This is a genomic window from Salinimonas sediminis (assembly GCF_003429285.1).
GTDB classification, from domain to species: domain Bacteria; phylum Pseudomonadota; class Gammaproteobacteria; order Enterobacterales; family Alteromonadaceae; genus Alteromonas; species Alteromonas indica.
The window spans coordinates 1,100,486-1,127,130 of sequence record NZ_CP031769.1 but is presented as its reverse complement, the minus strand read 5'-3'; the positions used below and the strand labels follow the sequence as shown (position 1 = coordinate 1,127,130).

22 protein-coding genes and 3 tRNA genes are annotated in these 26,645 nt (G+C 48.7%); 8 read left to right on the top strand and 17 right to left on the bottom strand.

Features of this window, described 5'->3' with window-relative positions:
- Window positions 1–30: 30 nt before the first annotated feature.
- The 8 genes from D0Y50_RS05115 to pspA form a co-directional block, all read right to left on the bottom strand.
- Window positions 31–1,044 carry a fumarylacetoacetate hydrolase family protein gene (locus D0Y50_RS05115; protein WP_117315810.1) on the bottom strand — a complete coding sequence of 338 codons (1,014 nt, stop codon included), beginning with the start codon at window positions 1,042–1,044 and terminating at the stop codon, window positions 31–33.
- Window positions 1,041–2,207, bottom strand: coding sequence for a homogentisate 1,2-dioxygenase (locus tag D0Y50_RS05110; protein WP_108566425.1), 1,167 nt, complete (start codon window positions 2,205–2,207; stop codon window positions 1,041–1,043). Before D0Y50_RS05110 ends, D0Y50_RS05115 begins: the two co-directional genes overlap by 4 nt.
- Window positions 2,200–3,318, bottom strand: a complete 1,119-nt coding sequence (gene hppD / locus D0Y50_RS05105) for a 4-hydroxyphenylpyruvate dioxygenase (RefSeq protein WP_117315808.1) — start codon at window positions 3,316–3,318, stop codon at window positions 2,200–2,202. Before hppD ends, D0Y50_RS05110 begins: the two co-directional genes overlap by 8 nt.
- Before the next feature lie 204 nt (window positions 3,319–3,522).
- The gene (gene tyrR, locus D0Y50_RS05100) at window positions 3,523–5,079 is read right to left on the bottom strand and encodes a transcriptional regulator TyrR (protein ID WP_108566423.1); all 1,557 of its coding nucleotides are present in this window, start codon (window positions 5,077–5,079) and stop codon (window positions 3,523–3,525) included.
- Between the two features lie 78 nt (window positions 5,080–5,157).
- Complete coding sequence (gene phhA / locus D0Y50_RS05095; protein WP_108566422.1) at window positions 5,158–5,967, bottom strand: phenylalanine 4-monooxygenase; 810 nt, start codon at window positions 5,965–5,967, stop codon at window positions 5,158–5,160.
- Between the two features lie 602 nt (window positions 5,968–6,569).
- On the bottom strand, window positions 6,570–7,019 hold the full coding sequence (gene pspC, locus D0Y50_RS05090) for an envelope stress response membrane protein PspC (RefSeq protein ID WP_108566421.1): 450 nt from the start codon (window positions 7,017–7,019) through the stop codon (window positions 6,570–6,572).
- Window positions 7,016–7,255, bottom strand: coding sequence for an envelope stress response membrane protein PspB (gene pspB, locus D0Y50_RS05085; RefSeq protein WP_108566420.1), 240 nt, complete (start codon window positions 7,253–7,255; stop codon window positions 7,016–7,018). The genes pspC and pspB overlap by 4 nt, the downstream gene beginning before the upstream one ends.
- A gap of 88 nt (window positions 7,256–7,343) precedes the next feature.
- Window positions 7,344–8,015: a phage shock protein PspA gene (gene pspA, locus D0Y50_RS05080; protein WP_108566419.1), complete on the bottom strand. Its 672-nt coding sequence runs from the start codon at window positions 8,013–8,015 to the stop codon at window positions 7,344–7,346.
- A 197-nt stretch (window positions 8,016–8,212) separates the two neighbouring features.
- On the opposite strand from pspA, the gene pspF reads away from it, so the two are divergent.
- The 6 genes from pspF to D0Y50_RS05050 are packed head-to-tail and all read left to right on the top strand — an operon-like array spanning window position 8,213 to window position 14,650.
- Window positions 8,213–9,319, top strand: a complete 1,107-nt coding sequence (gene pspF, locus D0Y50_RS05075; RefSeq protein WP_108566418.1) for a phage shock protein operon transcriptional activator — start codon at window positions 8,213–8,215, stop codon at window positions 9,317–9,319.
- Window positions 9,320–9,327: 8 nt separating this feature from the next.
- A complete protein-coding gene (gene sapA, locus D0Y50_RS05070; protein WP_108566417.1) occupies window positions 9,328–10,944 on the top strand; it encodes an ABC transporter substrate-binding protein SapA in 1,617 nt (538 codons plus the stop codon).
- Window positions 10,941–11,972 carry an ABC transporter permease gene (locus D0Y50_RS05065; protein ID WP_170145450.1) on the top strand — a complete coding sequence of 344 codons (1,032 nt, stop codon included), beginning with the start codon at window positions 10,941–10,943 and terminating at the stop codon, window positions 11,970–11,972. The genes sapA and D0Y50_RS05065 overlap by 4 nt, the downstream gene beginning before the upstream one ends.
- Window positions 11,959–12,852 carry an ABC transporter permease subunit gene (locus D0Y50_RS05060; protein ID WP_108566416.1) on the top strand — a complete coding sequence of 298 codons (894 nt, stop codon included), beginning with the start codon at window positions 11,959–11,961 and terminating at the stop codon, window positions 12,850–12,852. The genes D0Y50_RS05065 and D0Y50_RS05060 overlap by 14 nt, the downstream gene beginning before the upstream one ends.
- Window positions 12,852–13,847: an oligopeptide/dipeptide ABC transporter ATP-binding protein gene (locus D0Y50_RS05055; RefSeq protein WP_108566415.1), complete on the top strand. Its 996-nt coding sequence runs from the start codon at window positions 12,852–12,854 to the stop codon at window positions 13,845–13,847. The genes D0Y50_RS05060 and D0Y50_RS05055 overlap by 1 nt, the downstream gene beginning before the upstream one ends.
- Window positions 13,844–14,650 carry an ATP-binding cassette domain-containing protein gene (locus D0Y50_RS05050; RefSeq protein ID WP_108566414.1) on the top strand — a complete coding sequence of 269 codons (807 nt, stop codon included), beginning with the start codon at window positions 13,844–13,846 and terminating at the stop codon, window positions 14,648–14,650. The genes D0Y50_RS05055 and D0Y50_RS05050 overlap by 4 nt, the downstream gene beginning before the upstream one ends.
- A 13-nt stretch (window positions 14,651–14,663) precedes the next feature.
- On the opposite strand, the gene D0Y50_RS05045 is transcribed toward D0Y50_RS05050, so the two are convergent.
- The 9 genes from D0Y50_RS05045 to D0Y50_RS05005 form a co-directional block, all read right to left on the bottom strand.
- Window positions 14,664–15,794: a sodium ion-translocating decarboxylase subunit beta gene (locus D0Y50_RS05045; protein WP_108566413.1), complete on the bottom strand. Its 1,131-nt coding sequence runs from the start codon at window positions 15,792–15,794 to the stop codon at window positions 14,664–14,666.
- 3 nt (window positions 15,795–15,797) lie between these two features.
- Window positions 15,798–17,633, bottom strand: coding sequence for a sodium-extruding oxaloacetate decarboxylase subunit alpha (oadA, locus tag D0Y50_RS05040; RefSeq protein ID WP_117315806.1), 1,836 nt, complete (start codon window positions 17,631–17,633; stop codon window positions 15,798–15,800).
- Window positions 17,634–17,649: 16 nt separating this feature from the next.
- Window positions 17,650–17,952, bottom strand: a complete 303-nt coding sequence (locus D0Y50_RS05035) for an OadG family protein (protein WP_232366459.1) — start codon at window positions 17,950–17,952, stop codon at window positions 17,650–17,652.
- 413 nt (window positions 17,953–18,365) lie between these two features.
- Window positions 18,366–18,442, bottom strand: a tRNA-Arg gene (locus D0Y50_RS05030).
- Window positions 18,443–18,493: 51 nt separating this feature from the next.
- Window positions 18,494–18,570: transfer RNA gene (locus D0Y50_RS05025), tRNA-Arg, on the bottom strand.
- A 38-nt stretch (window positions 18,571–18,608) separates the two neighbouring features.
- Window positions 18,609–18,699: transfer RNA gene (locus D0Y50_RS05020), tRNA-Ser, on the bottom strand.
- A gap of 479 nt (window positions 18,700–19,178) precedes the next feature.
- Window positions 19,179–19,376, bottom strand: a complete 198-nt coding sequence (gene csrA / locus D0Y50_RS05015) for a carbon storage regulator CsrA (RefSeq protein WP_108566411.1) — start codon at window positions 19,374–19,376, stop codon at window positions 19,179–19,181.
- 135 nt (window positions 19,377–19,511) lie between these two features.
- Window positions 19,512–22,109 (bottom strand): alanine--tRNA ligase, encoded by a 2,598-nt coding sequence (gene alaS, locus D0Y50_RS05010; RefSeq protein ID WP_108566410.1) that lies wholly within the window; start codon window positions 22,107–22,109, stop codon window positions 19,512–19,514.
- A 131-nt stretch (window positions 22,110–22,240) separates the two neighbouring features.
- Window positions 22,241–22,714: a regulatory protein RecX gene (locus D0Y50_RS05005; RefSeq protein WP_232366458.1), complete on the bottom strand. Its 474-nt coding sequence runs from the start codon at window positions 22,712–22,714 to the stop codon at window positions 22,241–22,243.
- Window positions 22,715–22,771: 57 nt separating this feature from the next.
- On the opposite strand from D0Y50_RS05005, the gene D0Y50_RS05000 reads away from it, so the two are divergent.
- Window positions 22,772–24,013, top strand: a complete 1,242-nt coding sequence (locus D0Y50_RS05000) for a GNAT family N-acetyltransferase (RefSeq protein WP_108566408.1) — start codon at window positions 22,772–22,774, stop codon at window positions 24,011–24,013.
- Complete coding sequence (locus tag D0Y50_RS04995) at window positions 24,003–26,075, top strand: M13 family metallopeptidase (RefSeq protein WP_108566407.1); 2,073 nt, start codon at window positions 24,003–24,005, stop codon at window positions 26,073–26,075. Before D0Y50_RS05000 ends, D0Y50_RS04995 begins: the two co-directional genes overlap by 11 nt.
- Window positions 26,076–26,645: the final 570 nt, after the last annotated feature.

Here is a 26,645-nt window from a genome sequence, read left to right as displayed (position 1 = left end):
CTGGTGTCATCTTTAGTGAAGTTGTATTCATCAGGTTTTAAACGGTTTCAATTGCTGGTCAATTTCGCCAAAGATAGTGGTGCCAGCAGGGTCGCACATTTCAATACGAATGCGATCGCCAAACTGCATAAAGGGCGTAGCCAGCTTGCCGTCCCTGATAGTTTCAATCATGCGCAGTTCAGCCAGACAGGAATAGCCCACGCCGCCTTCTTCTACCGCTGAACCATGCTCGGTTCCCTGTTTATTTGACACGGTTCCCGACCCGATAATACAGCCGGCACCCAGGTTACGGCTTTTGGCGGCATGGCTTATTAATTGGGCAAAACTGAATGTCATATCCTCCCCGGCTTCAGGCTTGCCAAACAACTTACCATTATAGGTTGAGCGCAACGGTAGGTGCACTTTGCCATCCTGCCAGGCGCTACCCAGTTCATCCGGGGTTACTGCCACCGGCGAAAAAGATGAAGCCGGTTTAGCCTGAAAAAAGCCAAAACCTTTGGCTAACTCACCTGGAATCAGCCCGCGCAGCGATACATCGTTTACCAACATTATTAGCCTGATGCGCGCAGCAGCATCTTCACTACTGCATTGCATAGGAACATCATCTGTCACTACCGCTACTTCGGCTTCAAAATCCACCCCCCAGTCATCACTGGGTAATATAATATCGTCCTTAGGCCCAATAAAATCATCACTGCCGCCCTGGTACATCAGGGGATCGGTCCAAAAACTCTGGGGCATTTCGGCCCCCCGTGCTCGTCTGACCAATTCGACATGGTTGACATAAGCGCTGCCGTCGGCCCACTGATAGGCGCGAGGCAACGGAGAGGCACAACGCGTCTGGTCAAAAGTATCGTGCTCAACCTTACGCTCATTGAGCGCCGTATACCGGGCCTTTAGTGCGGGCTCCAAATCCTGCCAGTGGTCTAGCGCATACTGTAGGGTCAGGGCGATATCTGGTATGGCACAGGCTACACCCAGATCACGAGAAACCATCATAAGCTGGCCATCACGGCTATCATTTTTATAGGTTGCCAATTTCATTTGTGTGCTCCATCAGTGGCCGGTTGAGTGCGCCAGCTATAAACATAGTCGGGGTTTTCTACGTCCATTGCCGCCGGCCCCACTTCAAGCGCATCGCGGGTATCCAACATTACCGCCACCTCATCAGTAAAGGTTTTCTTATTCGCCCGGCCCGCCGCAAACGCTTTGGGATGAGGACCATGGGTGAAACCCGCCGGATGAAACGTCACCATACCTTTTTCAATATTATCGCGGCTGAAAAAATCTCCGGCGTGATAAAACAGTACTTCATCATAATCATCATTGTTATGGTAAAAAGGAACTTTCAAGGCGCCGGGATCAGACTCGATCGGCCGGGGCACGAAAGTACACACTACAAAGCGGGCGGCCACAAAGGTCGTATGGGCCGAGGGAGGCAGATGATAACGGTGGCTCATTAACGGCCGGATGTCCCGCCAATTTAAGCGCACTACGCTTAAGTCGCCATGCCAGCCCAAGGCATCCAGCGGATTATAAGGAAAGGTGATGAGCGAACGCTGCTGATGTCGTTTAACTTCTACCTGCCACTCATTTTCATCTTGCTGGGCAATAAACGTCTGATTAATTTGGGGGGTATCAAGGACTGCAGGATCAAATATAGCGTGCCCCCCCACCATGCCTTTTTCGGGTAACTGGTACGCATCGTTAGTGGCTTCTATTAGCAAGATTTGCATCGGCTGAAGTGGCGTAATGCGCCACATGGTAGAGCGCGGAATAACAATATAGTCACCTTCGGTGACCTGCATATAACCATAATCGCAGAACAGCTCGCCGCGCCCCTGGTGGACAAACAACAGTTCATCCCCATCAGCATTTCGGGCTAATCGCGCCATCGGCTTATCACACTGCCACAGACGGTATTGGCAATGGGCATTGGATAGCAGTATCGGGGCGTCAAACGGGCTTTTGGCATCAACGCTGTAGCCGTGCCTGGCCAATTGATTCAAATCAAAGGCGCGAGGGCGTAGCGGGCCCTCCCAATGTGTCCATCCGGTGGGGGCGTGCTTGTGATGCATATGTGTGGCCGGGCCAAAAAACCCATTCCGGCCCAACTCGCGCTCATAAATAGCTTCCTCGGGGAAGTCGGCATGCGCCTGGCGCGAGTGGCTGCCCTGTGCGGTGGGAAATCTAATCCAGTTACGCATTTTGCTGCTCTTGGTCTAACACGCCGCGCCGAATTTGGTCTTCTTCGATAGATTCAAACAGGGCTTTAAAGTTGCCTTCCCCGAAGCCCTCGTTGCCTTTACGCTGAATAATCTCAAAAAATACCGGGCCAATAACGGTATCTGTAAAAATTTGCAGTAAAATACCGTCTTTCATTGGCGCGCCGTCAATCAGTATTTTGAGTTCCTGCAGCCGTGCTAAATCTTCAGTATGGCCCTGCACGCGTTCATTTACCGCCTCGTAATAGGTATCCGGCGTATGCATAAATTTCATGCCCCGGTTTTTTAAATCCAGTACGGTTTGGTATATATCATCACTGGTCATGGCGATGTGCTGTATACCTTCGCCATTGTATTCGCGGATGAACTCTTCTATCTGCGATTTATCATCAGAAGATTCATTAATAGGAATGCGTATTTTGCCACAGGGGGAAGTCATGGCCTTACTGACCAGCCCGGTAAGTTTGCCTTCAATGTCAAAGTAGCGAATTTCGCGGAAATTACCTAACCGTTCATAGAAGTTCGCCCAAACCGACATATTCCCCCGCCGTACATTATGGGTAAGATGGTCTACCACTGTCAGCCCGGCATTCGCTTGCTTCATCCGGTTTTGCCAGTCAGCATGAAAGGCAAAATCAACATCATAAATGTTGCGATCGCCGTAGCGGTCAACAAAGTACAATGTACTTTCACCTATCCCGTATACCGCAGGAATATTAAGCTCCATGGGGCCCAGATTACCAACGAACTGTTTTGCGCCATGAGCTAAAGCGTGGGCCATTGCTTTAGCGGCATTGTTAACCCGAAAGGCCATGCCACACACACTCGGCCCGCGTAACCGGGCAAACTCTGCCGCCTGCGAAGCCGGTTCTGCATTGATAATAAAATTGATATCGTTTTGCTTATACAGCCATACCTGCTTTGATTTATGCACGGCTACTTCAGCAAAGCCTAGTGAACTAAAGAGCTGCTTAAGAGCGTCAATGCCCTGTGTATCCGCCGCAGTGTATTCAACAAACTCGAATCCGTCTGTGCCCAGCGGGTTATAGGATATATCGGGTGAAGTCGATGTTGTAGAGGTCGATAGAGACATGATATGCGCCCTTTGTTTAACAATGTTTTTACATACTAAACAGCAAAAGACGGCAGGGGAGAAGCCTTGGTATGGTAATAGTCAGTGGGGCATAGGCTGATTGACTGTACAGCTTTTGTGCCAGTTGATAGTCCGTTTGTTTTAAGTCAGCAGCATTGCCCGTTGTAGGGGATCACGTGTAAAGCAATGCTGCCGAAAGTGTCATCAAAATTTTACAGTCGCTTTATTGATGCCGTATTCGCGAAGCTTATTGGCTATGGCGGTATGGCTTAATCCTAACTTTTTGGCTAATTGTCGGGTACTTGGATATGACGGATAAAGCCGACGCAACATATCCCGTTCAAACTTTTTCACCTCTTCATCTAACGTGCCTTCAAAGTTTTCATCGATGTAGGTCATGCTGGGCGCACAGCTAGGTAATTGGATGTCTTCTTTGGTGATTTCCTTACCATCCAGCAGTGACAATGCGCGAAATAAGGCATTTTGCAGCTGGCGAACATTCCCGGGCCATGGATATTGTTGTAGAAACTCTACGCAGGATTTGCTCAGCTTGGCCGGGCGCCGGCCTAGTTTCGAGCTATGCTGGACAATAAAGGCTTCAGCCAACGGCACAATATCGGGCCGTCGCTCTTTTAAGGATGGCATAACCAGGCTCAATACATTTAACCGATAGTACAGCTCTTTGCGAAAGCGTCCCTCTTCAACTAATTGCCCCAAGTCACGGCAGGTTGTGCAAATAAAGCGGACATCAATACTTACCGGTTTATCGTCTCCTACCCGTCGGAATTCACCATGTTCCATCACCCGCAGCAGTTTTGCCTGCAACTGAGAAGACATATCGGCAATTTCATCGAGCAGGAGGGTACCTCCTGCTGCCAGCTCCAATAAGCCCGCTTTACCTTCTGGCTGGTTAAAAGCCCCGGCGGCATAGCCAAACAGCTCGGTCTCGGCGACACTATCGGGTAGCGAAGCACAGTTAAGTGCGAGAAATTCACCTTCACTACGCCGGCTGGCCTGATGACACGCTTTGGCAATCATCTCTTTACCTGTGCCGGTTTCGCCAAAAATTAAAATTGGCGCATCCAGGTCCGCAATTTTACGTGCTTCTCGTACAGCCTTAGTCATGGCAGGTGAGTGCGTTACAAAATGATCGAAGCTATCAGTGTTGGTTTGGTGAAACGCGCTGAATTGCTGGCCCAGACGCATCTCTGATTTGAGCATCACCACGGCCCCGGCGATAATCGTACCATCTTCCCCGTCCGGCACATGAATCGGTAAAATATCGGCCAGGTAATCCTGTTGAATAAACTGCACTTTGATGGACTGTGGACGAATGTCATCGGCATCTAACCAACGGTGAAAATTAAACCCGGTCACCCATTCGTCCAGCTCAGTGCGCTTGATATCTGTCAGGTTAAGCTCAAGCCCGCTGGTAACGGCTTCGTTACACATTAAAATCTGACTGCGGGTATCAATAGAAAATACCGGATCCGGCAATGTCTGCAAAATAGCAGAAAGCTGATTACGCTCACGTTCGGCCGGCATAAAAGGCGTGGTTTTGACATCATCAATACCATCGATACGGCGAATTTTAGGCATAAGATGCTGGAAGTCAGCGAATTCTATATTGGGGAAGTTGAGAAAAATCTTGCCGCCCACATCGATTTCAATACCACGCAAATCGATTTCATGGGCAACCAGTATATCCAGCACATCCTGAGTGATCCCCAGTCTGTCCTGACAGCTTATCTCTAATCGCATAACTCACTCTATCTGTAAAGTATATTTTACAGAGTATCACAAGTTGGTAACATGTGAAGTGTTTTATGAATAGGCGATTTAGTTTTGTCCGCTTACCTGTTTGTTTTTAGGGGGAAACAGAGGTTCAAACAAACCCCGCTGTTTGGCTATCGCCAGCAGCGCCATAATGTCTTGTTCCGCCAGTGCAAACAAGTCATCAAAGTCGGCCAGTATATAGTAAAGCGGTTGCATAATATCGATACGATACGGCGTTCGTAGCGCATCGATAGGATCCAGCGCGTTTCGCACAGGTTTATCGCTTTCCAGTGAGTACAGGGTCTCGCCGGGCGAAGATAAAATTCCCCCGCCGTAAATGCGTAAGCCCTCGGCCGTATTTACCAAACCAAATTCTACGGTAAACCAGTACAGACGGGCCAAATATACCCGATCTTCCTTGCTGGCTTTTAAACCCAACTTACCATAGGTATGGGTAAAATGAGCAAACGCCGGATTACACAACAGCGGACAATGGCCATATACTTCGTGAAAAATATCCGGTTCCTGTAGATAGTCGAACTCTTCCCGGCTACGAATGAAGGTGGCCACAGGAAACGCTTTGTCGGCTAATAGCCGAAAGAATTCACTAAAGTTGATGAGCGCCGGTACCTGCGCCGTACGCCAGCCGGTTGCCTGGTAGAGCCGTTCATTAACCGTTGGTAATTGCGGTATTTTATCAGCGCTAAGCCCCAGATAGGCTAAACCATCATGGTATTGCTGGCAGGCGCGGTTAGGGATAAGCGCAGTCTGGCGCTGATACAGCTGCGACCAGATCTGGTTTTCTTCATCACTCCACTGAATATAACCCTGCCCGTCAGACACTTTTGACTGGTAACCGGTAGACGTAGCCATACTTGAAAACCTCGAAATCATGATTGCTGCTATTGGCTCGTAGTCTATCCAAATTCCACAGTTACGACAGACCCTCGCCGATAACGCCTTTCGGTTATTGCGTAACATTTATTTTACAAAATTTAATTGCGGCCTATATCCTCTACTTCACGCATCCTATAGCTGATACTGCATACCGGCATATTTTACGGCCTGCGGCGAGCTTTCATACAACAGCAAAAACATGGCTAACGCGGTGCAATAAACACAGAACATAGCGCGAAACGAGGGTTAACAGCCTAGTGTGTCCTTAATGGCACAGGGCTGTTTAAGGCATTGCCTGGCAGGTAAGGAAACTTTCGAGCATCGGGGGAATATAATAAACATTGCGCAAACCGAAGGTTAACGTCCTAGAGTGGGCTTAATGACACAGGCTTGTTCAAAACATTGCCTGACAGGTAAGGAAACCCTCGCACAGTGAGGGAATATACAGTGGGGAATATAAAGCGGAGCTTACGTGAATTTGGTCGTTTTGCCGTAAACCCGATCGGCGCAAACGCTACCTTAGCAAGATAGCGCTTGGCCTTGTATCGCTTACGGTAAGCGCGTGCTATAGCCGCATACTATAGCCGGTTAATTTCCCGGTTAAGTTGAAATTCACGTGAAGTAACATGCTTTTCCATACTACGTAAGCGGGTTTCATTATCATTAAACCGTTTAGTTAAACGCTCTAATACGCGGCCCGGGGACTGACCCGCCTGCCACACTTTGGTTTTCACTTCTACGCTGTCCTTAGAGGTAGTGGCATCGCTATTGCGCCAGCCTTTACCTTCGCTTTGATAAGTATCAAAGGAAGAAGCGTCAGTGGCGTAACCCTGTGGTTTCTTTTCAAGAATAAACCAGCAGGCAATGTAGCCAACAAAAACAAAGGGACCAGCCAGCAGGAAAAACGCAGTAACCACTAATATACGTACCAACCAGCGCTCTAACCCAAAGTAATCCGCAATCCCCGCACAGACGCCGGCTATACGGCCATTTTCAGAATCCCGATAAAGGTGCTTATTTACTTTCATGCGCGGTTCCTCCACTGCGGCGCTTCGCTATCCAGAATCGCCTCCAGTGTTTTGATTCGTTCGGCCATGGTATCGGCCTTTTGTGCTAGCCCTTCAAGTGCTTCATGTTCTTCCTTGCTTAGGCCCTGGCTAATGTTCTTTTTGCTACGGTAGTGCAAAATAAGCCAGATCGGCGCCACCAGGACCATAAATAATATGATAGGTGTTATTAACAGCGCTAAAATTGCTTCGTCCATCTTGATTTCTCCGTATCAGGTGACAATTGCTCACCAGATCAGCCCGGCTTGCTGCTGTGAGCTTAGCAGCAAGCATCGGCGTGTCAGCTTATTCTGCTGGCTTATTTTTATTTAACTTCGCTTTTAAAGCGGCTAATTCTTCATCAATCTTATCATCAGCGGCTAATTCAGCAAACTCATCCTGCAAAGTCTTTTTGCCTAAATCGTAAGCATCTACCTGAGACTCTAAATCATCAATTTTGCGCTCGTATTGCTCAAAACGGCCCATGGCAGCATCGACTTTACCGCTGTCCAGGGTGCGCTTAACTTCAAGCCGCGAACTGACTGTTTTCTGGCGCATTAAAATCGTTTTCTGGCGCGCTTTGGCATCAGCCAACTTTTCCTGTAGCTGCCCAATCTCTTCCTGTAACTTACTGATTTGCTCATCAACAGCACTCAGCTCTTTGTTTAGCGCAGTAGCCGCTTCTGCAGATTTTTTGCGTTCCTGCAAGGCAGCGCGGGCCAGATCTTCCCGATCCTTGCTTAGAGCCAGTTCAGCTTTTGCCGCCCAGTCACTTGCGTCAGCCTCGTACTTAGCCACCTGCGCAGCAATTTCTTTTTTACTGGCCAGCGTTTTTGCAGAGGCTGAACGTACTTCAACCAGTGTGTCTTCCATTTCCTGTATAATCAGCCGAACCATTTTTTCTGGATCTTCGGCTTTGTCCAGTAGCGCATTAATATTAGAGTTCACTATATCGGTGAAACGCGAGAAGATACCCATAAAATTTACCTCAGACTCGTGTTGGAAACTGTGCAAGTAGCACATGCTGTATAACACTATTCAATATGCTTGCCATCTAAGCCAGTTTTCTAACTTGCTGTTTTATGGTCATTTTATTTGTATAATTAATCATCGTTTCTGTATCGCTTTTAAACTACACTATTAATTGGTCGAAATGGCTAACTTTGAGGGAATAAATGAGTAGATTTCGCCAAACCGATAATTTGCTGGGTCAGGCTAACAGTTTTTTAGAAGTGCTAGAGCAAATTTCCCAACTGGCCACACTGAACAAGCCGGTTTTAATTATAGGTGAACGCGGTACCGGAAAAGAACTGGTCGCCGCCCGCTTACACTTTTTATCGCAGCGTTGGGATCAAAACTACGTCAAGCTAAATTGTGCGGCCTTAAATGAAAATTTGTTGGAAAGCGAGCTGTTTGGTTATGAAGCCGGCGCATTTACCGGCGCGGCAAAACGCCGCGAAGGACGTTTTGAACTGGCCCATAACGGCACTTTGTTCTTAGATGAACTGGCTAATACTTCAGGCCTGATTCAGGAAAAGTTGCTTAGGGTAATTGAATACGGTGAGTTTGAACGGGTAGGTGGTAGCAAAACCATCAAAACTGACGTACGGCTGGTGGCGGCCACCAATGAAGATCTACCCGCCCTAGCGCAGGCCGGCGAGTTTCGGGCTGACTTGCTAGACCGGCTGGCCTTTGATGTGATCACTATCCCGCCTTTACGCGAGCGCCGTGAAGATATCCTGATGTTGGCTGAACACTTTGCTATTAATATGGCCCGTGAGATGGAAATGGAACTGTTCAGCGGCTTTACCGAAAAGGCGCGACGTACACTGCTGGAGCACCCTTGGCCAGGCAATATTCGTGAGCTAAAAAACGTTGTCGAGCGTGCTGTATACCGCTGCAACAACCCTCACTTACCGGTACATGAAATTGTGTTGGACCCGTTCACCTCGCCTTATCGTCCGGTAACCCGGATTAAAACCCGCGACCGCAGTAACAGCGCAGCGGAACCTGTGGCAGTGACTGAGGATATCGCAGCGGCGCCACCTGCTGTAGCCGGTAGTACAGAGGCAATCCCCGCCCCGACTACCGGTTATCCTATTGACCTCAAAGAACGTTCTGCCCAGTACGAAATAGACATGCTAAGACAAGCACTGGAAGACAGTCAGTTCAACCAGAAAAAGACCGCAGAGAAATTAAGCCTGACCTATCATCAGTTGCGTGGTTATCTAAAGAAATACAATTTGTTAGACTCTGCACCAGAGACGGCCGATACGCAGTGAACGGATTGATGAACAGCCTACCAGTATTACTAATTTGCCTGGCCACCCTGGTGGGTATCAGCGCGTGCAGCAAGCAAAAAAAGGATGGGTTTTACCAAACCGGGATTATGTACTGCTCAGAAAGTAATCCGGTAAACTTCAATCCTCAACTGGATACTTCGGCGACCACCTCGGATGCTACCTCGCATCAGATATATGACCGCCTACTGGACTTTGACCCGGACTCCGGCACTATTGTACCCAGCCTGGCCACTAGCTGGAGTGTGTCTGACGACGGTCTGACCTATACTTTTCAGTTACGCCGCGAAGTGGCATTTCATACCACGGACTACTTTACCCCGCAGCGTACCTTTAACGCGGATGATGTTATTTTCAGTATCAACCGCTGGCGCTTGCCTCAACACCCCTATCATCAGGTTTCTGGCGGGCGCTACCCGTATTTTGAAAGCCTCGGGCTGGCTGAAAATATCCGCGAGGTGAACCGCATCAATGGCTACCGCATTGAAATTTTGCTCACCCAACGAGACAGTTCTTTCCTGGCTAATCTGGCCACCGACTTTTCGGTTATTTTGTCCCAGGAATATGCCGATAAACTGATGGAGGATGGGGCCCCCCAGCGGCTCGATCACTATCCTATTGGCACCGGCCCATTCCAGTTTGAAAGCTACCGAAAAGACCATTACATACGGTATCGGGCGCACCATAATTATTGGGGGCAAACTGAATTTGCCGAGCGCCTGATTTACGATATTACACCCAAAAGCTCGTTACGACTGGCTAAACTTATTACCGGAGAATGCGATGCCATTGCCTTCCCCGCGCAAACCGAGCTGGACATCATTCGTAACCGCGAAGAATTAGAGCTGGCCGAAAAGCCTGGCCTGAATGTGGGCTTCTGGGCGTTTAACACGCAGCGCCCGCCGTTTGACAACCCTAACGTACGCCGGGCCCTGGCGTACGCCATCGATAAAAACACCTTATTGGAAGCGGTATACTTTGACAGCGCTACGCGCGCGCGTAATTTGCTGCCTGCAGCCAGTTGGGCATATCAAAATGATGCCGAAGACACCGCATATAATCCGGTAATGGCCCGTAAGCTGTTAAAAGAGGCCGGGGTAGAAGCGGGCTTTACCATGACAATTTGGGCCATGCCCATAGAGCGAGCTTATAATCCTAATGCCGCTAAAATGGCTGAGCTTATACAAGGCTATCTGGCTGATGTAGGGGTTAATGTTACTATTGTGACCTACGACTGGACAACCTTTCGCCGCCACCTGCGTGAAGGCTTACACGACTCGGTACTGATTGGCTGGTCAGCGGATAACGGTGATCCGGATAATTTTTTTCGCCCGCTGCTTAGTTGTGGCGCTATACCGTCAGGCACCAATCGGGCAATGTGGTGTAATAAGAAGTACGACGCGCTCATAAACGAAGCACTGCAAACTGAAGATCTTTTCCAGCGTAAGGCTATCTATGAACAAGTTAACTCCCTGTTGTTTAAAGAATTGCCCATAGTACCGATAGCGCATGCGTTTCGTTATCAAGCGTTTCGTAAGGAGCTAAAGGGCATGCAGATCAATCCTTATGGTGGCGTTCGTTTTGGCGGGGTAACCAAACAACTGTGATACGTATACTTTCACGCTATATTATTTTATTTGTACTGACCCTGCTGGTGCTGGCGGCCATGTCGTTTTCGCTGGCTTATTTGTTCCCCGGCGATGTCCTTACCAACTTAACCGGTATTACCGCGCAAAACGATATTCAGCGCAATGCCCTGATTAAGCAATTCAGGCTGGACTCGGGTTATCTGGTGCAGTTTGGCTATTATCTTAACGAACTGTTTGCAGGGAACTGGGGGTATAGTTTTATCTCTGGCCTGCCCCTGCGCGATGAAATTGGGTTAGCGCTGCCGGCAACAATAGAGCTGGCATCTTACGCAATGCTGCTGGCCATTGTGATTGGGATACCGGTGGGTTGTTATGCCGGCCTTCGCAGCTATACACCGGCGGACTACGGTATTAACTCTGCCAGTATGGTGGGCTATTCGTTTCCGGTATTCTGGTTGGCGTTATTATTTATACTGGTATTTAGCCTGGAGCTAAATATAGTGCCCCTGTCTGGCAGAATAAGCCTGTTATTTGATATACCGGATAAAACCGGTTTCATTCTGCTGGATATTCTGCTGGCCGATAATATTGACCGTAGCCTGGCGTTCAAGGATGCACTACAGCATTTACTGTTGCCGACATTAGCCATCAGCACCATCACCACCGCCTCAATGATCAGGCTGACCCGGCGTTCGGTGATTGATGTGCTTAATCGGCCCTATATTGCTGCTGCACGCTCACGAGGCTTGTCGCGCTGGCAAATTTTCTTCCGGCATATCTTACGTAATGCGCTATTGCCTATTTTGCCGTTAATGGCGATTCAAATTACCACCTTGATTACGAATGCGATGATAGTAGAAACCTTATTTTCCTGGCCAGGCATTGGTAATTGGCTTATTCAGGCTATATATCAGCGGGATTACCCCGCCTTACGTGTGGGTATGCTGGCCGTAGCATCAATGGTTATTACACTTACCATTTTGATCGACCTTTTTAATCGTTTAATTGACCCAAGCAGGGAAAAATACGAACGTGCCACAGTTTAGCCTTTACGAAGAAGAACACCATCCGTCCCCCTGGCAACGTACCTGGCGGGAATTTCGCGCCAGTCATATCGCATTTGTTGGGCTGATTGTGTTGGGCGTATTTTTCTTTTTTGCTCTTTTTGCGCCTTTGGTCGCCCCTTTTGATCCTTTGCAACAAAATATCAATGCCCTGCTGATTCCGCCCAGCTGGGAACTAAATGGAACCATTACCCATTTATTTGGCACCGATGCCTTAGGCCGCGATGTCTTTTCCCGGATTATTTATGGCTGTCGGGTTACTTTCGGCACCAGTGTGCTTCTGGTGATTATTGCTATGGGGCTAGGCGTTACGATAGGCACCGTAGCGGGAATGATGAGCGGTGTACGTTCAAGTATTGTTAACCACTTGCTGGATGCTTTAATGGCCATCCCTACTCTGCTGATTGCTATTATTATTGTAGCAGTACTTGGCACGGGCCTGGTTAACAGTATGTGGGCTATCACCCTGGCGCTAACGCCACAGTTCATTCACTACACACGCACCTTTGTGCGCAGTGAAATGAAAAAAGAGTATATTCTTGCTTCGCGCCTGGACGGGGCGAATGCCTGGCAGCTGTTTTCCCATTCTATTCTGCCTAACATGATTGAAATGCTGGTTGTGCAAGGTTCGGTTGCCTTATCGATTGCGATGATCGATGTTTCTGCGCTGGGCTTCTTGAATTTAGGCGCCCAGCCACCACTTCCCGAATTAGGCGCTATTTTGGCCGATGGTCTTGATGTTGCCTACCTGGCGCCATGGAATGTGGCCTTACCAGGATTATCAATATTTTTGATTGTGCTGGCCATCAATGTGGTTGGGGATGGCTTGCGCTCTGCGCTGCGAAAAAGGGTAAGTCACTAATGCCAATGCTGGATATTAAAAACCTGACGCTGGAAATTGACAACGGCACCAGTCGTGTCAAAGCGCTGGATAAAGTTGATTTAACCGTTAACAGCGGCGAAATACGTGCGCTGGTAGGTGAGTCTGGATCGGGTAAAAGCTTAATTGTGTCGGCAATCTCGGGTGCCCTGCCGCCCCAGTTTCATATTACCGCGGACCGCATGAGCTGGAACGGCGAAAGCCTGTTAAGTATGTCTACTGAGCAGCGACGGGAAATCATGCGCCGAGATATCGCGGTGGTCTTTCAAAACCCCATTACCGCAATGGACCCATCAGCCACGCTCGGCGAACAATTAGAAGAAAGCATTCCCGATGAACTGGTAAAAGGAAAATGGTTCTGGCAACGGCGGCAGTCGCGACGTAAATCGGCAATTTCCACCGTACACAAAGTGGGTATAAAACATCATCGCCATTATCTAAATGCCTATCCTCACCAAATCCCTACGGATATTGGACAGAAGTTCATGATAGCCATGGCACTTATCTCCCAGCCAAAGCTGTTGATTGCCGATGACCCTACGCGCGGAATGGAAACCACCACCAAAACGCAGGTATTGAAACTGCTGACCCGGTTAAACCAGACCCGCTCCTTATCGATATTGTTTATCAGCCATGACCTGTTGGCTATCTCGAGTATGGCGCATACGATGACGGTATTGTATTGCGGACAAAGCGTAGAGTCTGGGCGAATGAAAATGCTACGTAAGCGCCCACTTCATCCTTATACCAAAGCATTGCTGGATAGCGCCCCCAGCTTTAGAAAAGATTTACCGCCGAAAAGTATTCTGCCAAATATGGATGGGATTATTCCATCACTTAAACATGTGCCGATTGGCTGCCGCCTGGGCCCGCGGTGCCCACGGGCTCAAAAAGACTGTGTAATCACCCCGGCGGTCCGCCGCATTCATGACCATACGTACAGCTGTCACTTTCCACTGCATATGGAAAAGCTATGAAGGAGCTAATGCAGGTAAAAGGCTTGTTGTTTCGCCATAGCGACACCAAGCGCTGGTTAAAAAAGCCCGAGGTATTTGCGCTCGGGCCTATCGACCTGACGGTGAACCGGGGCGAAACCATCGCTATTATCGGGGAAAACCGGGCGGGCAAATCGTTGTTAGCAAAAATGCTGGTAGGGGCAGTGGCCGCAGATGAAGGCGAGATTTATCTTAGTAACGTTAGTTACAATGCGGCTAAACGAAAATCGACAAAGTCCTACAATAGCAGCAATGATATCAGAATGATTTTTCAGCATAGCAGCGAGGCAATGAACCCCGGCATTACCGTGGGTATGATTTTAGACGAACCGCTACGCTTGAATACCCGGTTATCTGAAAAAGAGCGACGCTCGCGCATAGAGGAAACCTTACGTAAAGTAGGATTACTCCGTGACCATGTATATTTCTACCGGCATATGTTGTCCGATGGCCAGCAACAGCGTGTGGCGCTGGCCAGAGCATTGGTATTACAGCCCAAAATATTGGTAGCCGACGAGCCATTTGCGGCGCTGGACCCCTCGATACGTTCGCAAACTGTGAATCAGCTATTAACCCTGCAAAAAGAACTGGGGTTGTCGTTTATTTTTATCTCGCACAATCTGGGCATTGTCAGGCATATAGCGGATAAAGTGATTGTGATGGAAAACGGGCAGATTGTAGAATCTGGAAAAACCGAGACCATCTTTCGATGGCCTCAGCACGCCATGACTAAAAAACTGATCATGGCTTATCAGTCATTAGTGCCCCAGCAAAAGCTTAACTAGCCCGGGCGCAAGGCTATCCCACCAGAGCCAGCAATACGCCGGCGGCCACTGCTGAGCCCAGTACTCCGGCCACGTTCGGACCCATCGCGTGCATAAGCAAAAAATTATGCGGATTTGCCTGCAAGCCGACTTTGTTTACCACCCGGGCCGCCATCGGCACAGCCGAAACCCCTGCCGCCCCAATCAATGGGTTGATAGGCGTTTTCGAAAACCGCCCCATCAGCCGAGCCATTAATACGCCCGTCGCCGTGCCAATAGCAAACGCAATAGCCCCAAGCCCTAATATACCCAGGGTTTCGACACTCAGAAACTTTTCCGCCGACAGCTTTGAACCGACCGCTAACCCCAGAAAAATAGTAACGATATTAATTAATTCGTTTTGTGCTGTTTTACTTAGTCGCTCGACGACGGCGCACTCTTTCATCAGGTTACCGAAACAGAACATTCCCACCAGTGGTGTTGCTGAAGGTAAAAATAAGATGGTCAGCATCAATACCGCCAGGGGAAAGATAATTTTCTCTTTGGCAGATACTGGCCGCAACTGAGCCATTTTTATCTCGCGTTGGGCAGGGGTGGTCAGTGCCTTCATAATAGGAGGCTGGATGATAGGAACTAGCGCCATATAGGAATACGCGGCTACCGCAATAGCGCCCAGCAAATCTGGAGCCAGGCGTGAGGCCAAAAATATCGCTGTGGGACCATCAGCGCCGCCGATAATTGCAATGGCGCTGGCATCTTTAAGGGTAAAGTCAAAGCCTGGCACAAAGTTTAAGGCAATAGCCCCAAACAGGGTGGCAAATATGCCAAATTGGGCAGCGGCCCCTAATAACAACATTCTGGGATTAGCAATAAGTGCGCTGAAATCGGTCATTGCGCCTACCCCCATAAATATCAGTAAGGGAAACACCCCGGTTTCGATTCCTACGGCATAGATATAATGTAACAACCCTTGGGCTTCGGAAAACCCCGCTAGCGGAATGTTAGTTAAAATTGCGCCAAACCCAATCGGCAGTAGCAATAATGGTTCGAATTTTTTAACAATAGCCAGATAGAGTAACAATAACCCTACGGCCATCATTATGACCTGCTGGTAATGAAAATGCGCCAGCGCTGTGCTGTCCCACAATATAACAAGCTTTTCCATGAATTATTCCAGTTCAATTAGCGGTTGGGCGCTGGCGACCGCATCGCCTTCTTTGACCAGAATCCGACTTACTGTTCCGTTAAACGCACTGCGTATTTCGGTTTCCATTTTCATGGCTTCCATAATCATGATGACATCACCGTCTTGCACTACATCGCCTACACTGACCATTAACTTAAACACATTCCCCGACAAAGGCGCTTCAATAGCCTGAGCGTTAGTGTCAGTTTGAGCCGATGGTTCGTTTTTATTGGCAGCGGGCTCACCTGACTCAGCACTACCTGACGGGGCCGATGTTAGATTCGTTATTTCGCCGCTGGCGGCTACTTCAACATGAAATACCTTGCCGTCTACCTTGACATCATAAGCGGTGGGGCCGCTCTGTTGGGCTGCCTTACCGGCTGATGCCTGTTCAGTTTTGGCAGTAACAGCCTGGCTGGGCTGTGCATTAGCCTCCGGAGCAGGTTCAAAAGCGGCTGGATTGCCGCGGTTTTGCAGAAATTTCAGACCAATTTGCGGAAATAAGGCGTAGGTTAAAACATCATCTATGCTGTCGTTTGCCAGTGAGAACTGTTTTGTTTGCGCAAGTTGTGCAAGCTCCTCTGTGAGCTTTTCCAGCTCCGGGGCTATGTTATCTGCCGGTCGACAAGTAATAGCGCTGTGGCCGTCCAGTACGCGCTTCTGCAGCGTTTCATTGACCGGTGCTGCCGTAGCCCCATACTCCCCTTTTAGCACCCCGGCAGTTTCTTTGGTAATGCTTTTATAACGTTCCTGGGTTAGCACATTTAAAACAGACTGCGTGCCGACAATTTGCGAGGTGGGCGTGACCAGGGGAATAAAGCCCAGATCTTCTCTAACTTTGGGAATTTCTTTTAATACTTCATCAAATTTATCTTCCGCGCCCTGCTCCTTCAACTGGCTTTCCATGTTGGTTAGCATGCCGCCCGGTACCTGCGCCAATAAAATTCGCGCATCTACACCTTTCAGGCTACCTTCAAACTGGGCATATTTTTTACGCACCTGGCGAAAATAAGCAGCGATAGGTTCCAACTGTGGTAACGATAGGCCGGTATCCCGTGCGGTACCTTCAACAATAGACACCATGGTTTCGGTGGCTGTATGACCATAGGTCATGCTCATTGAGGAAATTGCCGTATCCAGCATATCAATGCCGGCATCGACCGCCTTTTGGTAGGTAGCGGTCGACAGCCCGGTGGTGGCATGACATTGCATGGCGATGGGCACGTTAACGGTATCTTTAAGTGAGGTAATTAACGTTTCGCATTCGTAGGGTTTAAGTAGCCCGGCCATATCTTTTATACAGATTGAATGCACCCCCATATCTTCAAGCTGTTTGGCCATAGTCAGCCAGGTATCCAATGTATGTACCGGGCTTACCGTATAGGATATGGTGCCCTGGGCATGCGCGCCGCAGTCAATGGCAGCTTTTACCGCGGTGTGCAAATTGCGCACATCGTTCATCGCATCAAATATACGAAACACATCTACACCGTTGTCATGTGCCCTTTCCACAAAGCGGGTGACTACATCATCGGCATAATGACGATACCCAAGTAGATTTTGCCCGCGCAGTAACATCTGCTGGCGGGTTTTTGGCATGGCTTTTTTCAGCTCTCGGATACGTTCCCATGGATCTTCCCCCAGGTAGCGAATACACGCATCAAACGTTGCGCCACCCCAGGATTCAACAGACCAGAACCCCGCATCGTCCAGCTCTTTGGCGATAGGTAGCATGTCTTCAAGCCGCATCCGCGTGGCCAACAAAGACTGATGGGCATCACGCAAGACAAGTTCAGTTAACGCCAGAGGTGTAGTCATGCTTTCTCCTGATATCTTATTTAGTGGATTGTCGGTGTAGATGGATAGCAGCACTTATGGCCGCTACAGTGGCCGGATCGGTCTTGTGAGGCTGGTTACCTGGGAGGGTTTTGCGCGTTTGCGCTGGGGCCGCCGTCTGCGCCGAAGGAAATTTCAAACAAAATAACTCGATAGCCTTTATCCCGCCAATTAGCAGGGTAAGAAACGCAAACACAAAGCCCATTCCTACCAACATCAAGGTGGCAGCTTCGGTCAATTGGGCTGATATTTCGCTGTTCATCGCAAACTCGATATTGAAGTGGTGTGCTTTAAGTATCATGATTATCTTAAAATAACAAATATCCAGCGTGCTTTTCTCTATAGTTATGCATCTAATTTGCATACATAAAACATTCCTCCCCCCGTTTTCGCAGGGAGTTTCAATACTTATTCATTTTTACATGGCTGATGATGAATAGGTGATGTTACAGGTAGGAATGATAACTGCCGGCGGCAGCTAGCAGGCCGATATAACAGAAAGACCGAAGTTTGCACGGCAATAGATAACAAGGGTAACGGGGGACCAAGCAATGATAGCTATAGTTGCCAGTTGATTGTGCTGAGGGGAGCATCGCACGCCGCTGCGAAGGCGGTGGCTGAAAACCGGCAAAATGGGGGGCGGGACTATTTATCCACAGACATATAATACACAGACATAAAAAAACCCACCATAAGGTGGGTTTTTCTATTGTATGGCGCGTGTGGAAGGATTCGAACCTCCGACCGCCTGGTTCGTAGCCAGGTACTCTATCCAGCTGAGCTACACACGCGTAAAACATTTACTTGTATATATTACTACACAAGGTGGCATTTGCAAAATATGGCGCGTGTGGAAGGATTCGAACCTCCGACCGCCTGGTTCGTAGCCAGGTACTCTATCCAGCTGAGCTACACACGCGCAAAACTTTTGTTGGTTGCCACGTCCAACCTTAATAATGGCGGAGAGGGAGGGATTCGAACCCTCGATACCAGTAATAGGTATGGTTCCTTAGCAGGGAACTGGTTTCAGCCACTCACCCACCTCTCCGTGACGTGGGGCTGCATTTTACGGATTCACCTGATGGTGTCAAACCTTTTTTCAAAGAAAATGCATACCCGCTGACATTTTAAACAAGCATGTGAGTAAAACGCTGGCTAACGGGTATTTCTGCCGTCAACGAATGCCTTACGCTGTCCAAAATGTCGAAGCGAATCAACCTCACTGTACTGTGTAATCACATTATTGGTGGTTTGAGTCCGCTTTGTCAACGGCACGGATAATAGCAAAAATACGTCATAAGCAAAACGATAAGATGAAAGTTTTGAACCGTTTACACAAAAATTAACCGTTATGCTCAACTTTGCAGCATTTTGCGAAGAAAAATGCCCCCTCGCGCAATAGCCTAGGCGGCCCGGCAGGCTAAATTTCACCCAACGTCGCCGTGTAGTGGTAACCAGTTGCTAGCTAGCTGACACAAAAAAGGCCGGTTTTCACCAGCCTTTTTTGTGCAATCAACCTGATACAGATTATTCTGTATCAGCAGAGTCCGACTGACCACCTTTCTCAGCCTGAATCCGCATATAGATTTCTTCACGATGTACCGATACTTCTTTAGGCGCATTAACACCGATCCGTACCTGGTTGCCTTTCACACCCAGAACGGTAACAGTGACTTCATCACCTACCATCAATGTTTCACCTACACGACGAGTCAAAATAAGCATTCGCTTGCTCCTGTTCCTTACTTATGGGCATTTCCCTTCATTTTAACCAACCACCGGCACGACCCGGTAGAGGTAGCAGCGATTCCCTGTTTTTGTGTCACTGTCAAAAACCCGCTGATTACCAGACAAAGCAGATTATAGCTTATCTGACAGCCAAGCGTTAACAGAGTCTAGTGCACCGCCCAGATTTTCGGGCTGATCTCCACCGGCTTGCGCCATGTCAGGTCGGCCACCACCTTTACCGCCAACCTGACCGGCCAGGAAGTTAACCAACTCCCCTGCTTTAACTTTTCCTGTTAACCCTTTGGTAACACCAACAATAAGATTTACCTTATTTTCAGCCGTTACCCCTAGTACTACGATACCTTCGCCCATTCGGTTTTTTAGGTCATCCACCATGCCGCGTAATGCTTTGGCTTCAACCCCATCCAGCTGCGATATAAGTACTTTCACACCGTTAATCTCTACCGCCTGCCCCAGCATATCAGCGCCTTGCTGACTAGCCAGTTTTTGCTTGGCTGCGCCAAGCGCTTTTTCTAACTCTTTCTGCTGGGTCTGTAGTTGCCCAATGCGCCCGGCTATTCCGCTTACATCGCTTTTTAACAACCCGGCTACTTCGGCCAGGAGTTGTTGCTGACGCTGTACATGGTCAATGGCCGCAGCACCGGTGACCGCCTCGATACGACGCACACCTGAGGCGATACCACTTTCACCGATTATTTTAAACAGGCCGATATCTCCTGTTTGGTTGACGTGTGTACCACCACAAAGTTCAATTGAAAACGGGCCCATTTTGACTACCCGTACTTTTTCATCGTACTTTTCACCAAACAGGGCCATGGCGCCAGAGGCTTTGGCCTCCTCTAAATCCATTAACTCGGTCGTTAACGGGTGGTTGGCGCGCACTTCCTCATTCACCCGGCGCTCAATGTGCGCAAGTTGCTCGGCGCTAATCGCTTCAAACTGGGAAAAGTCGAAACGCATACGCTGTGCTTCTACCAGTGAACCTTTCTGCGTAACGTGTTCGCCTAAAATTTCACGTAGTGCGGCATGCAGTAAATGCGTGGCGCTGTGGTTTTTCTTAACGGCTTCACGGTTGTCAGCATCAATTCGGGCGGTTGCGGTGTCGCCTTTTTTAACCACCCCATGTACTTGGCCAAAATGCGCAAAAGCGTTACCCATTTTCTTCGTGTCAGCTACCACAAATTCACCACCGCTGACCTCGAGCACACCCTTATCTCCGGCTTGGCCGCCGGCTTCAGCGTAAAAAGGGGTGTTATCCAACACAATTATGCCTTCCTGACCATCTTCCAATGCATCACATAACGCATTGTCGTAAATAACCTCAAGCACAGTAGCGTCGCCGTCTACGTCGGTATAACCGGTGAACTGGGTGGTATGTTCTACTTTCAGCTGGGCATTGTAATTCATGCCAAAATTGCTGGCCTGCTGAGCGCGCTGACGCTGCTGCTGCATGGCCTGCTCAAAGCCGGCTTCGTCAATTTTATAATCTTGTTCGCGGGCAACATCGGCAGTTAAATCAGCCGGAAACCCATAGGTGTCATACAGTTTAAATACAATTTCACCCGGTACGGTGTCTCCATCCAGCTCGTTTAATACATCACTTAGCATAGCCATGCCGCGCGATAACGTTTTGCTGAACTGTTCTTCTTCTACCTTAAGGACTTTCTCAATTACCGGACGTTGATCGGCCAGTTCTGGATAAGCCTCTCCCATTTCTGTGGTCAGCGCAGCAACCAGCTTGTAGAAGAAGATATCTTTGGCGCCCAATTTATAACCGTGGCGAACCGCGCGGCGAATAATACGGCGTAGCACATAGCCACGGCCTTCATTACCCGGCATCACCCCATCGCAGATCAGGAAGCTGCAAGAGCGAATATGATCAGCGATAACGCGCAGGGATTTATCTTGCAAATCGTTGCTGCCTACGACCTGCGCGGCGGCTTTGATTAACTGTTGAAACAGATCGATTTCATAGTTGCTGTGGACATCTTGCATAATGGCCGAGATACGCTCGAGCCCCATACCGGTGTCAATTGACGGCTTAGGCAGCGGCTCCATAGAACCATCAGCCTGTTTATTGTATTGCATGAAAACCAGGTTCCAGATTTCAATAAACCGGTCGCCGTCTTCTTCCGGCGTGCCTGGAGGGCCACCCCAAATATGTTCACCGTGATCATAAAAAATTTCAGAACATGGACCACATGGCCCGGTATCGCCCATTGACCAGAAGTTGTCGGAGGTGCTGATACGAATTATTTTTTCTTTTGGTACCCCTATCTGGTTCTCCCAGATATCGAATGCTTCATCGTCATCAGAATATACGGTAACCAATAGTTTTTCTTTTGCTAACCCCAGCTCTTCGGTCAAAAATTTCCAGGCAAATTCAATAGCCTGTTGTTTGAAGTAATCGCCAAAACTGAAGTTACCCATCATTTCAAAAAATGTATGATGACGGGCGGTATAGCCGACATTTTCCAAATCGTTATGCTTACCACCGGCGCGTACACAGCGTTGCGACGACACCGCCCGACTGTAACTGCGTTTTTCTGAGCCAAGGAACACATCTTTAAACTGGTTCATGCCCGCATTGGTAAATAATAGCGTCGGATCGTCTGCCGGAACTAACGAGCTACTGGCCACCGGCTGATGACCATGACGTTTAAAATAGTCGATAAACTTCTGGCGAATTTGGGCAGTTGATAATGTCATTGAGATCCAAACTTCCTATCTAAAACTGTTAACAGACGTTAAAAATAGCGCTATAAGGCCGATTAGGGCGGGCGCCGGGCTCGCGCAACAATACCATGGAACGGGCGGTTTTGTTAAGCTACTTGGACGGCTTAATCGCCATCCATCGCGTATTGTATGTGGCTTTGATAAAAACCGCGATACTGTAAAAACTGCATTTGTTTTTGTCGTTGCTTAAAATCCTCTGGCGCCGTTAGGCCGTATTTTTTATCGCGAACCTCGCGAGCCAGCGTAAACCAGTCGGGGGCAACCTCGTGCAAAGCATTATCCACCATAGCTTCACTGATATCATGTTGGCTTAATTCGGCCTTTACTCTGCGAGGGCCGATACCCCGGGCCATACAGGAACGAATTTTTGCTTCCGTATAGCGGGCGTCACTTTGTATATTCGCCTCGCTAAATTCACCGATGATGGGCAGCGCAGAGGCTTCGCTGATGTCCTTTTGGGCAAGTTTTTTAATAATTTCTGCCACGCTATGTTCTCGTCGTGCCAACATGCGGGTAATCGCGTCGATAATGATTTTTCGGCTTGGTTCTGCCATGTTGTCGGGATTATTAGGGGACAAATTCTATCCTCTGTTTACAATAACGATAATTAACATCCTGCGGCGTGCCGTTTCTTTATGGGATATCAAACTTCATTTTTCAATAGCATAAGCCAAATTCCTGCCCGCCAATGGGATCAGTTGGCGGCCCAGGCTAACCCGTTTTTGCAATACAACTTCCTGCATGCGCTGGAGGTTAATGGGTGCGTGGGAGAGGACACCGGTTGGCTTCCCCACTTTGCCGCCTTATATGATGACGCAACATTGGTGGCGGTGATACCCGGTTACTTCAAAACTGACAGTTACGGTGAGTACGTATTTGACCAAGGCTGGGCGCAAGCCTATCACCAGCACGGGCTAGCCTATTATCCCAAATGGGTCGGTGCGATACCTTTTACGCCGGTAACCGGGCCTCGCTGGCTGCTCAATACTGACTATATGCAGGAACATCAGCTCGAAGAAGCGACGGTGATAGGTGACTTTTTACAGCAAATAACTCACTTATTGCGCCATCAGGTATCCTCACTGCACATGTTATTTCCTGCCAAAGTTTATCCGGCCACAGACACGCAAACCGCCTGGCACCAACGTTATAGCGTGCAGTTTCAGTGGCATAATTACCACTACCGGGAGTTCGATGATTTTCTCAATGCTCTGACGTCGCGCAAGCGCCGTTCGTTTAGAAAAGCTCGCCAGCAGCTTGACCAGGCAGGTATGGTAATAACCCAGAAAACGGCTGGGCAAATCAGTGCTGCGGATATTGCGTTTTTTATACGCTGCTATCGGCAAACTTATTTGAAGCGCAGCGGCCATACTGGCTATCTAAATCCGGCGTTTTTTAATCATATTTTTACCCATATGCGCGACCAGATACTATTGGTTAGCGCCAGCCAGCACAATGAACCTTGTGCCAGTGCGCTGTTCTTTTTCGACAGCGAAGGTTTGTATGGACGATATTGGGGAGCGTTGCAGGAAATTGATGGCCTGCACTTTGAGTGTTGTTACTTTCAGGGAATTGATTTTGCGATTCGCCAACAATTGGCATTTTTTAACCCCGGCACCCAGGGCGAGCATAAAATACTGCGAGGGTTTGAACCAGTATACTGCCAATCGGCACATTATCTTTACGAGCCAGCCTTTCATGCTGCGGTAGGTGATTTTGTAAAACGTGAAACGCCCGCCATCACCCAGTATTATCGTCAGGCAGCCGAAGTTTTACCTTTTAATGACGCGTTTACTGCACGTCTTAAAACAACCACAACAAGCGATGTCCCCTCGGACATCCTCACTATAAGACAGAGAAACGACAATGAAATATAGTTTACTTGCCGCCATGGTGGCAGCATCTCTGGGTTTGGCCGGATGCGGCCAGCCAGAACAATCAAGCGAACAGGCTAACACCCAACAAGAACAAAAGCAGGGCCAGGCGGAGTTAGGCAGTTTTGGGGTAGATCTTAGCGCGATGGATAAATCGGTAAAGCCTGGCGAAGATTTTTTCCGTTACGCCAGTGGCACCTGGTATGACAATTTTGAACTACCTGCCGATAAAGTTCGCTTTGGCGCATTCACCGCCCTGTTTGACCGTAGCCAGGAACAGGTTAAAACCATAATTGACGACATTATGGCAAAAGAAGACCTTACGCCCGAAGAGCAATTGGTACATGATTTTTACCAAGCCTATATGGACGAAGAGACGATCAATCAAAAGGGTCTTGAACCGATTGCCGATGTACTGGCAAAAATTGATGCTGCGGCCAATGAGCAAGACCTTACCGCCTTGTTTGGTAACGCGTGGCTATATGGTAACGCCTCTCCTATCAGCGCTGGTCTATGGTACAACCGGTTGGATCCAAACGAATACCAGGTGACGATTGGCGTTGATGGTCTGGGCCTGCCGGACCGTGATTATTACCTTAGCGATCAGCCACGTTTTACAGAGATTCGCACGGCTTACCTGAAGCATATTGAAGAAATGCTTAACTTCGCTGACATGCCAAATGCCGCGCAAAAAGCTGAAGCTATTATGGCCCTGGAAACAAAAATAGCGCAGGCTCAGTGGCCGCGCGAAAAGCGCCGTGACCGCGAACTTACGCTTAACCAGATCGCCCGCGCCGAATTGTCTGATGAATATAACGGGTTTGACTGGGATCTGTACTTTGAGCAAAGTGGCCTGAAAGCGCCTGAACTTAACATTACTACGCCTGAGCCGGTTAAACAGGTTATTCAACTGATTAACAGTGAAGACCTGCAAACCTGGAAAGATTACCTGGCCTATCACACTATCTCGAATAATGCGGGTTATCTATCGCAAGCTATTTACGATGCAAACTTCACCTTTTTCGGCACTACCCTAAATGGGCAGAAAGAGCCACTGCCACGCTGGAAGCGTGCGTTGTCGCAAATGTCGGGAACTGAATCACTGGGTTTTGCTATTGGTAAAACCTATGTCGATAATTACTTCCCGGAAAGCTCCAAAGAGCAAATGAGCGAGTTGGTTGAAAACCTGCGCGCTGCCCTTAAAAAGCGAATTGAACAGCTTGACTGGATGGGCGAAGAAACCAAACAGGCAGCGAAGCAAAAACTCGCCGCATTCCGGCCTAAAATTGGTTATCCGGATGAGTGGATAAAGCTTGATAATGTCACCATTAAAACTGATGATTTGGTGGGCAATATTCGTAACCTGCGTAAATTCTTTATGCAGCGTGATGTCGCCAATGAGCTTAAAGCCACTGACCGCGAACGCTGGGGTATGACGCCCCAAACCGTAAATGCCTATTACAATTCATCGTTTAACGAAATTGTTTTTCCGGCAGCAATTTTACAACCTCCCTTTTTCGATCCGAATGCCGATCCTGCGGTGAATTACGGTGCCATTGGCGCGGTTATTGGCCATGAAATGGGCCACGGTTTTGATGACCAGGGGGCAAAATCGGATGCCGACGGAATCCAACGTAACTGGTGGACTGAAGAAGACCTGAAAGCGTTTACGGCCAAAGTGGACCAGCTTGATGAGCAATACAGCCAGTACGAGCCTATCGAAGGCAATACGGTGAATGGACGGCTTACGCTGGGCGAAAATATTGGCGATGTAGGCGGCCTGTCAATGGCCTATGAAGCTTATAAAATCAGCCTGGATGGTAAAGAAGCACCCGTAATCGACGGGCTAACCGGCGACCAACGCTTCTTCCTGGCATGGGCCCAGGTATGGCGTGAAAAACGTACCGAAGAGAGCCTGATGAACCAGTTGCGTTCAGACCCCCACTCTCCGGCCCGCTACCGCACCCAAGCGCCGCGCAACCTGGATGCCTGGTATAAAGCGTTTGATGTGAAACCAGAAGACAGCTTGTATCTTGCCCCGGAAGACCGGGTAAAAATCTGGTAATCAGTTAACGCCCGAATATTGCGTTTTACTGGTAAAGAAAGCCCCACTTTGTTGGGGCTTTTTTGTATCAGTTGGAACGAATAAGCGCTGCCAACCAGTTATCTGTTGATAGCGGACAAAGGCTACCCGGATGCTACGTCAACTCTACCTAAATGGTACAAAATTGCTTATGCCCGATAGCTGCCTTCGCTGTCCATGCAACCCCCCTTATAACATTGCTTAGACTGCCGCACAGCTCCTGGCATAGCTCTTCACATAGCTAACCGGATAGCCCGCCGCAGAACGCAGAGCAAATAGCATGAAGGCGGCAATCCTTTTACCCGCAGATTATGCTAATTTTCTGGTACTGTTATTCCTTACGTTTAATTTATAACGATTAGGACTGCTTTGGGTATAGAGGGTATAGAGGGTATAGAGGGTAAGTGAGATATCAGCGCTCGACACAAGCGCGCCAGGTTTAGCACGCTTTGTTTAATGGACAAAACCGCATTTTTCAAACCTTGATTGGGTAAAAGCCGGTAACTGGGTATACTCATCCCGCCCGCCAGGAAGCTGATAAACATACCTTAA